11 protein-coding genes are annotated in these 14,277 nt (G+C 39.0%); 1 reads left to right on the forward strand and 10 read right to left on the reverse strand.

Annotation, left to right across the window (positions count from 1 at the left end):
• Window positions 1-4 precede the first annotated feature (4 nt).
• From ACXADT_RS13430 to ilvA, 5 genes are all read right to left on the reverse strand, one after another.
• Window positions 5-1,318, reverse strand: coding sequence for a TrkH family potassium uptake protein (locus tag ACXADT_RS13430; RefSeq protein ID WP_474831572.1), 1,314 nt, complete (start codon window positions 1,316-1,318; stop codon window positions 5-7).
• Between the two features lie 94 nt (window positions 1,319-1,412).
• Complete coding sequence (locus ACXADT_RS13435) at window positions 1,413-2,372, reverse strand: MBL fold metallo-hydrolase (RefSeq protein ID WP_474834545.1); 960 nt, start codon at window positions 2,370-2,372, stop codon at window positions 1,413-1,415.
• A gap of 88 nt (window positions 2,373-2,460) precedes the next feature.
• Window positions 2,461-3,411: a phosphotransferase family protein gene (locus tag ACXADT_RS13440; protein ID WP_474831574.1), complete on the reverse strand. Its 951-nt coding sequence runs from the start codon at window positions 3,409-3,411 to the stop codon at window positions 2,461-2,463.
• A gap of 63 nt (window positions 3,412-3,474) precedes the next feature.
• Window positions 3,475-5,400, reverse strand: coding sequence for an ATP-dependent DNA helicase (locus ACXADT_RS13445; RefSeq protein WP_474831576.1), 1,926 nt, complete (start codon window positions 5,398-5,400; stop codon window positions 3,475-3,477).
• 170 nt (window positions 5,401-5,570) lie between these two features.
• On the reverse strand, window positions 5,571-6,827 hold the full coding sequence (gene ilvA, locus ACXADT_RS13450; protein WP_474831577.1) for a threonine ammonia-lyase IlvA: 1,257 nt from the start codon (window positions 6,825-6,827) through the stop codon (window positions 5,571-5,573).
• A 169-nt stretch (window positions 6,828-6,996) separates the two neighbouring features.
• Between ilvA and ACXADT_RS13455 the strand changes: the two genes are divergently transcribed.
• Entirely contained in the window at window positions 6,997-7,647 is a 651-nt protein-coding gene (locus ACXADT_RS13455) for an MtnX-like HAD-IB family phosphatase (protein WP_474831579.1), read from the forward strand.
• A 96-nt stretch (window positions 7,648-7,743) separates the two neighbouring features.
• Here ACXADT_RS13455 and kynA read toward each other — a convergent pair whose 3' ends face one another.
• The 5 genes from kynA to ACXADT_RS13480 all read right to left on the reverse strand — a co-directional run bounded on the left by kynA (window position 7,744) and on the right by ACXADT_RS13480 (window position 14,248).
• Complete coding sequence (gene kynA, locus ACXADT_RS13460) at window positions 7,744-8,583, reverse strand: tryptophan 2,3-dioxygenase (protein WP_270182173.1); 840 nt, start codon at window positions 8,581-8,583, stop codon at window positions 7,744-7,746.
• 129 nt (window positions 8,584-8,712) lie between these two features.
• The gene (locus tag ACXADT_RS13465) at window positions 8,713-9,087 is read right to left on the reverse strand and encodes a nuclear transport factor 2 family protein (protein WP_270182172.1); all 375 of its coding nucleotides are present in this window, start codon (window positions 9,085-9,087) and stop codon (window positions 8,713-8,715) included.
• A gap of 123 nt (window positions 9,088-9,210) precedes the next feature.
• Window positions 9,211-10,599 carry a bifunctional metallophosphatase/5'-nucleotidase gene (locus tag ACXADT_RS13470; protein ID WP_474831581.1) on the reverse strand — a complete coding sequence of 463 codons (1,389 nt, stop codon included), beginning with the start codon at window positions 10,597-10,599 and terminating at the stop codon, window positions 9,211-9,213.
• Window positions 10,600-10,737: 138 nt separating this feature from the next.
• The gene (locus tag ACXADT_RS13475) at window positions 10,738-11,925 is read right to left on the reverse strand and encodes an MFS transporter (RefSeq protein WP_474831583.1); all 1,188 of its coding nucleotides are present in this window, start codon (window positions 11,923-11,925) and stop codon (window positions 10,738-10,740) included.
• A 91-nt stretch (window positions 11,926-12,016) separates the two neighbouring features.
• Window positions 12,017-14,248: an AAA domain-containing protein gene (locus ACXADT_RS13480; protein ID WP_474831584.1), complete on the reverse strand. Its 2,232-nt coding sequence runs from the start codon at window positions 14,246-14,248 to the stop codon at window positions 12,017-12,019.
• Window positions 14,249-14,277 lie beyond the last annotated feature (29 nt).

Below are 14,277 nucleotides of genomic sequence, written 5' to 3' on the forward strand. Positions count from 1 at the left end.
CTTCTTATCCCACTGCTAGGTCTTCTTTTAAGTATCGAGTTTTTGATTTTTCAATTTTAAAAACAATATAAATAAAGCTAAAAATACCTATTCTTCCGATGATCATCAAAATGCATAACAGGAGCTTAGAGAAGGTTGCTAGTTCTCCTGTAATCCCCATCGACAGTCCAGTGTTCGTTAGGGCTGAGAGTACTTCAAAAGCGATCAATTCAATTTCCTGCAATTCGAAAAGTGAAAGTGCAACAGTCGATAACCCAAACAGAAATACAAAGCTTACAAAGATTAGAAAAGCTTTATTGATCGAGTCTTGGGAAATCGTCTTTTTCATTAGTGTTGTATGTTCTTGAGATTTTGCAACAGATACCATCTTAGCCATTAAAACGGAGAAAGTTGTTAAGCGTAAGCCTCCACCTGTACTAGACGAAGCGCCACCAATGAACATAAGAATCATAAGAATTAGGACTGTCGTGATGTGAAGTGTAGATATGTCGATCGTCGTTAATCCACCGTTCCGAGTTGTTGCAGATAGAAAGAACACATTGAACAATTTATCTGTAAACGAAAGGTGATGGAACGCTCCATTATGTTCAAGTGTATAATAAATTACTGCTGCTAAAAGAAATAATGACGTATGGAGCCGTATGTTGATTCGTGAGAATAAACTCCTTTTACGGCGAAACGGATTTATGTATTCTACGATCGTGGGAAACCCAAGACTTCCGATGAAAATCATCACCATGGTCGTTAATAAAAACAAACGACTTTCTTGAAATGACATAAGGCTATCGCCAAAGAGGTCGAATCCAGCGTTTGTAAAGCTCGCGACACTGTGAAATACCGTTACGAAGATCGCTTCTTTCAAAGAAGCAAATTCGTCTCGTATTCCATTGAACATTAATGCAAATCCTATTGCTTCCACGATAAGCGCGATCACAAGGACTGATATACTTAACGATTTAATTGTTTTTAGTTTGGATTGATTCTGATCTTTTGAAAGGAGAAGCATACTCGACATGGTAAGCTTCTTACCCATCATCATGAATAGGTAACTGATTAGGACGAGTATTCCTACTCCACCAAGCTGCATTTCAATGATGAGGATTGCTTGACCAATCCTCGTTAGCTTTGTAGAAACATCGATAACCGATAATCCAGTCACACTAAGGGCACTGGTTGATACAAACAAAGCATCAACAAATGGCAGGCCTCCGACATTTGCAAAAGGTAGGACATAGAATAGGCTAAACAGTAAAATAGTCCCCACGTACATCATGAATATATAACGAAAAGATTGAATGGTTGATTTGTTTTTATACATAACATCTCTCCAACTAGTGGGTGTCTTCACATTTATTTACAGCATATACACTATATCATACATTAAAAACAGGCCATGAAAAAACTCCTTATTATTAAGGAGTTTTTGCTTGCTGTTTTATTATATAGTCGTATAATCCCATAGCACATACAGATAAGTCTAGCTCTATGTAGCGATAGATGTGATGGTCGTTTGCGATTCCTTGATTACTGAGTGTTGTTTGCACTTTTGTAAATAAGTCATCCGCAATCAGTTTACTAACATATTCAGGTGCACCCTCGTTAACATCATTTACGATTGTTTCAGCTGAACGAATGAATTCAGGTAACCAATACGTTAATTGTTCGGTTACGTGTTCAGGTGCATCCGATTTCCCGTAGTGTCCAAAATAAATCGCATCAGGGTTGAAAGCCATGATCTTCTCAAGCGAATCAAGCATATCATGGGGGTTGAACTGATTAGGAGATGTTGATGGTAGGTAAAGCTCAACATCTGATAGAGGATAATAAACCCCTATCGTATCACCTACAAAAACACCGTTTGTTTTAGAGTCATGGATTGAAAAGTGATGCTTCGCATGGCCAGGAGTATCGATGAATGTAAGAACTCGATCCTCTCCAACCGACAACTTTTCTCCATCTTCCATCGTGAGTAAACGATCGGATGGAATCGGAATGATCGGATCAAAAAGTTCATCAAATTTCTCACCGTATACAGCTTTTGCTCCTTGAATTAAGCGTGAAGGATTCTCAAGGTGTCGGTAGCCTTTTTGATGGACGATCACTCTAGCATTAGGACATTTTTCAAGGAAGAGTCCAGTCCCTCCAGCGTGGTCAAGATGAATATGTGTCACGATGATGTTACGTACTTTCTTTAAGTCGATGCTCCGTTCTTCAAGACCGTTTAGTAAATGAGGAATCGATGGACTTGCACTCGTTTCAATAATCGTGATTTCTTCTTCTGCTAGGATATAGCTACCAGTTCTTTTTTCTAGGTTTAGATCATTTAGATCGACAAGGTATAAATCTTCACCAATTTTTTCAGGTTGGGTCATTTTGATCTTCCTTTCATCCAAACTTTTTCTTTTTACCATGAAAGGCTTCTCCAAGACGGCCACAAACTCCTCTAAATCTAGGGAATTGCTAGTATGGTTGCAGTGTATTTTCAATCAATCGAGTAATGTCCTTAAACCTGTTCTTCCCGCCAAATGGACTATCGAGAAGACTACACAATGCTACGAGATCAGCTAGCTTCGCTAATTGCCTCCAGTTGGGCGATAATACAATACTGTTGTTCTTTAAACCAGTTAGGAGCCCCTCTTCAAACGACTCCATATTCGGAAAGTGATCGTAGCGAATCATGTTACCAATATCTAAATAAATGCTCCCCGAAAAAGCGAATTCCCAGTCTAATACAGCACTCACTTCAGTTCCTTCAATCAAGAGGTTAAGTCCGTTAAAGTCACCGTGAACGAGCCTAGCTTCACTTTCGTCTTCTAAGAAAAGTGCAGCATGTTTTTTTGCATATGCAAGGATTCGGTGCGTTAAAGACCGTGAGATTCTTGAGGTCATCGGTCCGTTTTGAACAAACGATTCAATTATTCCAATAAAGGACTTTGGAGTAAGACGGAATGGTTCTTTTACTGTTACATTTGCATCTAAGAAGCCTTGTGAATCAAACGATAGCTTTCGTAACGAAGCGAGTTGTTCACCAACGGAATAACCGATCGCATACATTTCGTTAGGTGAAGAAGTTAACCGATCTCTTAATAATTTACCTTCCTTCCATTCAACGAGCGCAACACTAAATTCTGGTCGATGAGAGAGGTGTAGGAATTTAGGGGTTCTGACTTCTTTAGGTAGAATTTGATTAAGATTCTGTTCAAGGGTGAGTGTTTTCTTGTTCGTAGTGAACCTGGCAACAAGAGATGATCCATCTTGGAAATCCAGTTTGTAATTGGAGTGGCTCAATCCACCTTTTAATAAGTGAATGTTCGTGATGGATGATTCAGGTCGATAGCTTTCTACGATAGCAGAAAAAGTCTTTTCGTCTGGTTCGATGATCGGCTTATTCCGTTCCCAGTTCGTTTTCATCTAGCACCTCCTACTGTTGTTTCTAAAAAAAGAGCTCTTTCGTTTTTAGAAAGAGCTCTTTGATTAATTCCAACTTATTGGTAATGGCAGAACATCCTGGATGTTTTTTTCATAGCTTGTTCTCTCGTTTTCTTTCATCCAAATACTTACTGACCCCTTATCTTGACTCGTTCGAATCAATCGCCCCACGCCCTGGCGGAGTCTAAGAAGCATGTAAGGTAGGTCCACATCCCCTTCAGGATTCCCCGCATGCTTGCGCTTTGCTTGGAAAACAGGGTCGTTCGGTGGCATTGGAAGAGATGAAATGATGACGTGTGAGAGTGACTCACCGGGGACATCTAAACCTTCCCATAGGTGATACGAACACAATACTGCAGAAGGATCATCTTGAAATTCTTTAACCGTTTCACTTATTTCACGATCGCCTTCGTAAATCATTTTAAATGACCAGTCTTTCCTGCCTGCCCATGTTTTAAAACGGTTCATTTCTTCTGATGATGAGAATAGGATCAATGAATGACCATTATTCTTCGTAAGTGAATCTCCGATATCGCTCCACTTTTCTTCTTCATCACCTTCAATATTCCCTTTTAACTCCATCTGCTCTTCGTAGTCAAACGGTGAGTTCACAGAAAATGAAGCGTGTTTTTCAATCCCTAAACTGTTAGAGATATAAGAAAAATCCCCTGCTTGTGATAACGTTGCTGAAGAGAAAATGAATGGAATTTTCTGAGAGAAAACTTCTTTTCTTAATATATCTTCAACGAGTCTTGGCATGATGACGAGGCTCGTATCAGTAGTTGTTTCTTCTAGCCAATGAATTCCCTCACCATCTTTAAGGAAGGTTCTTAACCCATAAGCGAAGAACTCTAGATATTCTTCCATGATCTTTACATGATAATCATCCATCACATATAGCTCTGAATCGAATACAAGTTGTTCTAGTAGTGCATCTACTTTATGAACGATGGTCTCAGCTATCGAAACGATCGAATCAGTTCTTGAAACATCTTTTCGTACGGACCCTTCAACGGATTTCGCGTTTTGACTTAACTGTGCGAACCACTCATCGTGAAGTTCAAGGATATCCTCTACAAGCGTGAGTGATTCTTCTCTGACGTCCTGATCCATATATCCTGTAAGGACATTCGAGAGTGTTTCAGAATGAAAACGATAAGTTAGCCCTTTTTGTGCCGAAAACTCAAGTAAATGGCCTTCGTCAAATACAACAGTACTTGCTTCAGGTAAAAGAGGTAGCTGTCCTTCTCTTTTACGTGATTCTTTCGTCCAAATATGTTCCATATAAAAGTCATGTGAGCAAATGATAAGATCGCTTGCTTGACGATAATGCTTACGGTTCAGCGTTTGCCCACAGCGGTGACGCCAATCACAAGTAGAACATTGCTGCAGTGGATCCCATGCGATTTTTTCCCATTTTTCATTAGGAACCCAAGGGTATTCCTTTCGATCACCGTATCGATAAAAGGATTGCATAGAAGCAGCTGGTTCATAGACAAATTCAGGGATTTCGTCATGAACACTTAAGATATCTTCGTCATCTGTGCGATGGGAAAGATAGTCTAGTTTTTTCACACATACATATTGTTCTCTTGCTTTTGCTAGTCGCACATCTACAGTTAACCCAAGTGCCTTCTCAAGCTTTTCGATGTCTCCACCTTTTTTAACAAGCTGTTCGATCAGCGTTTCATCTGCACAGGAAATGATCGCTGGCTTTCTCGAGTATCTCGCATAACAGATGGCATAAAGCAGGTAGACGAATGTCTTCCCGGTTCCTACTCCAGCTTCAGCAAATACAACGCTTTTATTCTTAAAAGCCTGTTCGATTTGAAAGGCCATAAAGATTTGTTCATCTCGGAGCTCATAACCGTGCTCGGGAAGAATGTCATAAAAGACATCACCAATGTAGTCTCCAAGCACATCATAAAATGAATCTTCTTTTGTTATTTCAAATGGTAATGGTTGAGTCATGTACGGTCTCCTCTTCTAGATTGGTACGTCCTCTTTTTCAAGAAAACCAACCCTTATCATAACAGATATCCTAGGAAAAGTGGTGATTAACTCTCGTTGGTATGCCGTAATTTTCTGGTAGATAAGAATCGAAACGATTGTTACCAGAAAAAAACGCCTGACTAGGCGTTTTAAATCAAAAGGTTAAACAAATCCTGATCTTTATTGATCTCAATATAAGAGAAACCGCTCATCTCCATTCGTTCAATTAAAGGGTGATAATCTTCCACTTTGTTCAATTCGATACCGACTAGAACGGGACCTTTATCTCTATTATTTTTCTTTGTGTATTCAAAACGTGTGATATCATCGGTAGGTCCGAGTACATCCGCCATGAATTCTTTTAGAGCTCCAGCACGCTGAGGGAAATGAACAATAAAATAATGCTTTAATCCTTCATAGATCAATGAGCGTTCCTGGATTTCTTGCATACGATTGATATCATTATTCCCTCCGCTAATGATACAAACAACATTCTTACCTTTAATTTGATCTTTATAAAACTCCAAAGCAGCGATCGAGAGTGCTCCAGCTGGCTCAGCGACAATCGCATTTTGATTGTACAACTCAAGGATGGTCGTGCATATTTTCCCCTCTGGTACAAGGATGACGTCATCTAAAAGCTGTTTGCAAATCTCAAGTGTCAGTTTCCCTACTTGTTTCACTGCAGCACCATCGACGAATTTGTTGATGTATTCAAGAGGAACCATTTCATTACGATCGATGGAACTCTTCATTCCAGGAGCTCCTTCTGGTTCAACACCGATCACTTTCGTCTCTGGGTTAATACTCTTTACGAATGAGCCGACACCAGATGCAAGTCCTCCTCCACCGATAGGAGCCATCACAACATCAACATGGTCAAGATCGTTCATGATTTCAAGTCCAACTGTTCCTTGACCTGCAATCGTATGATAATCATCGAATGGATGGATGAAGGTCTTCTCTTCATGATTGCAGAAATCAATCGCTGTTGTGAACGAATCATCGAACGTATCTCCAGTTAGGATGACCTCAACTGAAGAGCCACCGAATAGTTCAACTTGTGATACCTTTTGTCTAGGAGTCGTAGCCGGCATAAAAATATGCCCTTGAATGCCAAGTGTTTTACATGAATACGCCACTCCTTGAGCATGGTTTCCTGCACTCGCGCATACGATACCGCGTGCTTTTTCCTCGTTGCTTAGTCCATGAATGCGGTTATAAGCACCTCGAATCTTAAATGACCTAACGTTTTGTAGGTCTTCCCTTTTTAAGTATATGTTGCATTGATAACGCTCTGATAGGATTTCATTGCGTTGAAGTGGTGTTCTTTCTGCTACGTCCTTCAACACCTGATTTGCGATAATGATATCTTCTACTTGTACTTTGCTAATTGTTTTACTCATTCTCGCTCTCCCTTTATTTAATAAGAATAATCTAACTTTTTAGAAATCATTTTAACATAGTTTAGCACAGTTTTACGTTATTGAATAAAAGAGTTTTATTTCTTTTCATCCTCATGTCGTGCTACAATTCGTTCAAGAGAAACTGAGGTACGTTAGGGAGGGAACGAGAATGGCTAAATGGGCGTTTGTATCAGATTTTGATGGTACCATTTCAAAAAAAGATTTTTACTGGTTCATAATAGAAAACTATTTTCCTGAAGGAAGAGCACTATATAAAGAGTGGAAATCTGAGAAGTTACGAGATATTGAATTTCTTAGCAAAGTCTTCAAATCAATAAACAAAGAAGAAGCACAGATTATCGAGGACATCAAAGCGCTGCCGATCGATCCTCATGTCCCAGACTTTATTAAGGCCGTTCAGCAAAATGGTGGTGACTTCTTTATCCTAAGCGCAGGAACGGATTACTACATCAATCACTTGCTTCGTCACTATGGGATAAGTGATGTTGAGGTCTTCTCAAACACGGGCTACTTTAAGGATAATAATGTCCACCTTTCAATCGATTCCACTCATCGACACTTCTCAAAAAGATATGGCATCGATAAATCACTCGTGATTAAAGAATTGAAAGAACGCTATGAAGTCGTGTATTTTGCTGGTGATAGTGAGCCTGATTCACATGGTGCTAAGGAAGCAGACTTAACGTTTGCTAAAGATGTTCTTCAAGACATCCTGAAAGATTTTAATGTTGCATACATTCCTGTGGATTCATTCATCGACATTGAAGATGAGCTGAAAAGCAGAAGTGTATTAAAATGAACGTCGCTTCACCCTTCTGAAATGTATAAAAAGACTGTCGGAAATGTTTCCGACAGTCTTTCTTCTACCTTGTTTAGTTAACATAATAAAATTATATTAAATCTCTGTACGGATATCCCACAGTTCTGGAAAAAATCGGTGATCGAGAACTTTTTTTAAGTATCCAACTCCCGAAGAGCCTCCGGTTCCTTTTTTAAACCCTATTATTCTTTCAACAGTTTTCATATGTCTAAACCGCCATTGTTGCAGCCAATCTTCAATATCTACTAGTTTTTCAGCAAGTTCGTAGAGATCCCAATATTGATCAGTATTCTTATAAACAGTGAGCCACGCGTTTTTGACAGATTCATTGCCTTCGTATGTGTTTGTTACGTCTCTCTCAAGCACTTCTTTGTCGATCGTAATTCCTGCACGATCAAGTGCTCGAATAGCAGCATCATAAATGCTTCTTTCACTGAATGCTTCCTTTAATTTTTTGTGGAGCGATTGATCTTTTTCATAAATTTTCAGAACGTGAGGTGTTTTGTACCCAAGTGCAAATTCGATCATCCGATACTGGTAGGATTGAAAACCCGATGCTTGCCCTAATGAATCTCGAAATTCCATATATTCTGATGGAGTGAGTGTAGACAACACATCCCACGCTTGTATGATCTGTGTTTGGGTTTTTGACACTCTAGCAAGCATTTTAAAAGCTGTAGATAGTTCGTCAGTTTCTATGGCTTTGATAGCCCCTTTTAACTCATGCAAAATCAGCTTCATCCACAGTTCGCTCACCTGATGTATCACGATGAACAACATCTCATCATGGTGATCCGAAAGACGATTTTGACCGGAGAGTATTTTATCAAGGCTTAAATACTCACCGTAGGTCATGTTTTCTGTGAAATCAGTGTGGACCGAAGACTCTGTAGGATCAATGTGTTTTTTATCCAAGTAATAACCTCCTGACTGAATTTGAAAGCGTATTCAATTGTAAGCAAGTTTAGATGCAGCCCTCTTGCAAAATTATATCATTCTACCCTTTAATGTGAATCCGGATTTACCAAAGAAAATGAAAAAGCATCAGGTTTCACTGATGCCCTTAGCTTTTGTTCCTTGATGAAAAAATAATTGCCATGCTCCCCTGCTCTGTTTCCAAATTGAGCTTCTTAGGCTTCTAGATTCACTCTCTTTTCTTGTCAATGTGTACGTAATCAGGATAACGTCATCTGATAATTTCACTACGTTTGAGTGCGTCATAATTAATTCCGATGGTTGCTCTTCTACTAACCCTTTTAGAATATCAGCCTTACTCAATCTTACTCCAGAACTACCAAACTCTTCAAATTCATCTGCGATCAGTTTGTCTAAGGCTTTCTTGGACTTTCTGATTTGTGGCAGTAACAATTTATTCTCAAGTTCAGTAATTAAAACTTCTATTTTTTTCTCTGTTTTCATTGATTTTTCAACCACCTTATGGGTTTTTAAATAACTTGTAACTTTATATTTTATTATCAATACGGTAATTGAAATTTTAGAATAATGCATTAATTTTAAAGGGAGGTTATCCCTCCCCCTTTATTATGATAAAACGTTACTAACGTCTTTCCACCGTGTATCGTATGCTTGTACAACAAAGTCATTTTTCTTTGCGTATTCTCTAATCACGTCTTTTATCTCATCGGGTTGATACGTGAAATTCCGGTTATTAGCTAATGCGGGATAACCTGATCCTCTCAATAAGTAATCGGATGAAGCTATGCTATACCATCTTTCTTCGTCTATTGGCTCTCCGTTAATTGTAATCGAATTGACCTCTGTACCATCATATTGGATTTCTGCCCCGGAAACATGCAACCTTCCAACATATTTACCTCTGAATCCTGGTCCCCTTCCGTCAGCCATACAAACGGAACTGTCGAGAGAATGCTCAAAAGCTTCTTTCAAATACTTCCCCTGTATTTCGAAATAAGTAGGGTTTAAAGGAGATGGACAGATTTCAATCAACTTCTTCTCAGAAACAAATTGAATGATTCCTGCATTCGCTATTCCGCTGTTGATTAAACCGATCTCACATTTAAATCGATCTCTTAATCCATCCGCAATCAAATTAGATAGTGGGTTCTCTTCCAAGATATCATGCCAGAGCGGCTTTTCCACTGTGTACAGAGGTGTGCTTAAATTCTTAACAGCCTCTTCTTTACTACTTTCTAAAATACGTACGATTTCTTCATCTTGTTGTGCTTTGGAGGTAGAGATTGTTGAAGAAGCTAATAGTTCGATGCCTTCTTCAGCTATTTCTAATTCTACAATCCCAATATATTCACCATAGTTACCTGCTGAATTAATAATCGTACCATTCACAACTCTTGCCTGGTCATATAAAACGTGATCATGAGCGGATAGAATAAGGTCGATCCCATCGATGGCTTCAGCGAGTTCAATATCCGCTTCAGTTCCAACATGATTTAAAACGATGCATAGATCATACTTTCCCTGATGTTTGTTCATCTCATCTTTAATCGCCTGCTTGAAGTCTGAAATTGTAAAACCCATCAGTTCATTAAATTCTTGAAGATCAGGGGAAGCACCCGTTATTAAAATGTTAATCTCATTATGTTGTATAATTACGCTACTTCTAACACCTTGGATCGGTTCTCCGGTGACTTTACGTAAATTGCAGCTAATAAAAGGGAGAGAACTGTTTGTTGCCATATGTTCAAGTGTTTCGATTCCGTTGAACAATTCATTATTACCGATCGTGATAGCGGAATATCCTACACTTTCGAGTAGCTTGACCGCTGCTAAACCTCTTGTTCCCTGTAGTTCTATACTTTTAAAATCAGCAAAGTCTCCACCATCCAGTAATATGGTGTTTTCATCCATGTAATGTCGAATCAATGAAGCCGCTTTAACGAAATTTTCAAAATGGCTATGTACATCGTTTGTGTGTATAATGTTTACCTTCATGAATGCCTCCAATAGTATGTAAAAAACACTTATTTTCTTCCAATAGTACGTATTCTTAACTAACGGATAAAGTCCTGCTCTTACTTACAATTTTCTTATTATAGGATAAAGAAAAAACCCCGCATAAAATGCGAGGTTTTATTTCATCTGTACTGCTTCATGTTGATGATGTGATGCTTGGCGCTTCACGTATACCACATAAATAACCATCGCAATTGCAACAGACGTAGCAGATGCTAAGTAAATATCTGAATAACTAAACGTAGAAGCGATTAAGCCGAATAATATTGCTCCTAAACCAACACCTAGGTCAAAAAATGAAAAGAACGTAGCGTTTGCCATCCCTTTTCTATTTAATGGAGCTTCTTGAACAGCCCATGCTTGAAGAGCTGGTAACACCGTGCCAAAACCTGTTCCAAACAATACTGCTGCAAGTAAGAGCATAAACTCATTACTTAACAAGGTCAAATCAATCATTGCAATAAAAACCAGCATTGTCCCAGGAAGGAATACCGCTTTATGTCCTTTACGATCATATATTTTTCCAGCGAATGTTCTGACGATCATTAGTGAAAAGGCAAATACAACAAAATACAGTTCGATGCCTTCTATGTTTAAGCTTGTTGTATACAATGGTAAGAACGTAGCGATTCCACCGAATACCATTGTTATGAAAAACAAGAGAATCGAAGGCATAAGAGCTGTTTTTTCAAAGAGATCCCACTTTTTCCTCTTAACGAGTGTTTTTTCTCTAGGCTTGTAGTGGATGATTGCAGCAATGAGAAATGCAGTTAATCCACCGCATGCTGCTATCATAAACAAACCAGAAAAGTCTATAAAAGGGATAAGAAAAAGTCCGAGAGCAGGACCAAATGCCATCGCTAAGTTACCTGCAAGTCCAAAATACCCCATTCCTTCTCCTCTTCGCTTAGGTGGGATTAAATCTGTAGCGATTGTTCCAACTGCTGTAGTAGACATTCCCCAGCCTAATCCTTGGACGATACGCATCAAAAACAGTATGGCTAGACTTCCAGTGAAAGCATAGGAACCAACAGAAACGACAAAAACAAAAAGACCGATTAAGTAAACAAATCTTCTCCCTAAAGACTCTAACATATGACCACTCCATGGCCTTATGAGAAGTGCAGAGAGTGTAAAGACACCGACTACGAGTCCTATAAGCTGATCACTTCCTCCTAGATCATTTACAAAAAGAGGAAGTGTTGGTAGGGTCATTTGAAAACCAGCAAAAATAAAGAAATTAGAAAAACATATAAAGATAAAGTCTTTTGTCCATATCTTCTCTTCTGCGTGCGGCCGACTCATCAAATTCCTTCTTTCTCAATTCATTCTTGGCTACATCATACCTCATTAAAAGCTTCGACTCCCGAAATATGCTCATAAAAAAAGTGTAGCTCTATGAGCGTGAGCTATCACTTAACAAAACTTGATTAAGAAACTCTCGTATGACTTTTGGAGATTCTAACTTAACCGCTACGGCTGGTGGGAGCGTTCTTCTCATCCCTTCAAAAGGCGTACCGATCCACATTCTTTCACGGTCGATTACCACAAACGGGAAGGACACAGTACAATTTATGTACTCTTTGTCTTCTACTCCTTCTATCTTTGAAGTTGAGATGATTGTGACGTTATCTTCTAGTTGGTTGATTACTCGTTTCCACTCTTCGTTTAGTTTCGTACCATACGGAATGGAGATGTGAACTTCACCTGCTGATTTCATTTCTTTAAATAATTGCTCTGTTTTAATCGCGTGGAACCACGTTAATTTAGGGTGTGGATGTTTGATCCAACTACCAATCTGAGATGGACTCACTAATTCTCCTCGATCGATTTGGTGAAAAACAAGTTTTCGAAGTGTTTTTGTTGACGATAGCTTCTTTTGAATAAAATCAACATTTGAGACGTGAATAAACTTACCTTTTGTTCTCGTCATCGCAACATTTATGAGCCTTTCACTATTCGCACCTGTAATTAACATACCAGCTCGATCTTCAGGTTCACCGTCAACCGTATCGAATACCATCATATCTTTTTCGCTTCCTTGAAAACGATGCACAGTTGCTGCTAACAAATCTAGGTTATCTACTTCTAATAAATCTTCTATTAAAAAGTTCATTAAATTTGCCTGAGCTCTGTATGGGGTGACGTAACCGATCGATGTCATTCCGTCTTTGATTGCTTCATAGATTGCTTGAAACGATAACAATAGCTGCCAAATGTTCATTCTTGATTTCGATGAATGACCAATAAAACAAAACTGACCTGTATTGCTTGTATCGAGTAGAACAGAGGGTTGGTCTTTAAAAGGGTGCTTCCTAGCAATCTCTGCTCTCGACGAACGTGTGGAGGGATGGTCCTTTACAAGGGAATGGTAGATGTGATGATTTGTAAAGGATGATATCGCTGGATGGGTTCGTCGTTGTTCATTCAACAGGAATAAGTTTGGGTGGATGCTAGATTCATCGACGCCTCTAACAATTCCTGAACAATAAAAGATGTCTTCACGTAACCACTTTGTTATCAAAGAACTTCTTCCTGAAGCAATTGGGGGAAGTTGTTTAAAATCACCGCAAATAATTACTTTTTTACCAAGAGAAGCGGCAAATGCCGCCTGTGGCACATAAGCCATGCTTGCCTCATCAACAATCACTAGGTCAAAGCGTTTCCTATAGATCGTTTCATCAATGGCAGCTCTCGAAAGTGTTGTACCAACAACTGCTGCCTCTTTTACAAATTTTGCTTCTTTTACACGTATCTTTTCGAGTACGTTTGCGAGTTTTGATTCGAGCCTTACTAACTCCTCTGAATCACGTCGACTGAAAGATTTCGATAAATCCTGCTTTAAGTTCTTACGCTCTTCAACTAGTCGTTCTTTTTCTCCTGCTAAACCAGGGTGTTTCTCCAGTAAGAGTTGGTCCGTAAATATGGGAAGATGAGAGCTGATATTTCGTTGCGATCCATACCTCATAATTTTGCCTTCTTCAAACTTGTCCTTAGTATCTGTGAACTGAACCGTTTCTTTCATAAGAACATCTACAGCTTGATTACTATGTGACAGAATAAGAACCCTTGCCCCTTTAAAATAATGGTTAGCTGCGGTTCTGGCTAATTTATGCGTTTTTCCTGTACCAGGTGGTCCCCACACATACGTCACAGGATTGTATTTGGAGCGTAAAATCAGCTCGTGTAGGCTGTTCTTTATTTTGTTCTCTGGGTGTTTAGTAGTTTTAGAAGGGTTCATTAACCTCTTCACTCGTTCTGTTCTTACTTTACTCTCTTTGATTTCATCCAACCTTAGGATCAATTCCTCTAACAACTCCCAAGGGTCGTGGAACAACCTTGCTTCTTTAATGACGGTTCCAAAGCCGCCCTCTAGTTTTACGATCACGTTACTGCCTTCTGAAGACAAGATCCGTCCTTCTCTTTTAATATCTTTTATTTCTAACCGAACTTTAGAACCCGTTGGTATTTGAACGCTACTAGTCGTCTCAAAATAATATCTGTATTCTCCATTATTACTCGATAACAGTTGCCCATTAATGATCCGGTGTGGTTTACTTCCAAATTTCTTTAAATAGAGTATCTCTGATTGCAGTGCTTTCTGCCATTCTTCAAGTATCTGTTTCATCTTACATCTCTTCCTTTTCAAAAGCCTTA

The organism is Anaerobacillus sp. ABR4_321, from assembly GCF_056158505.1.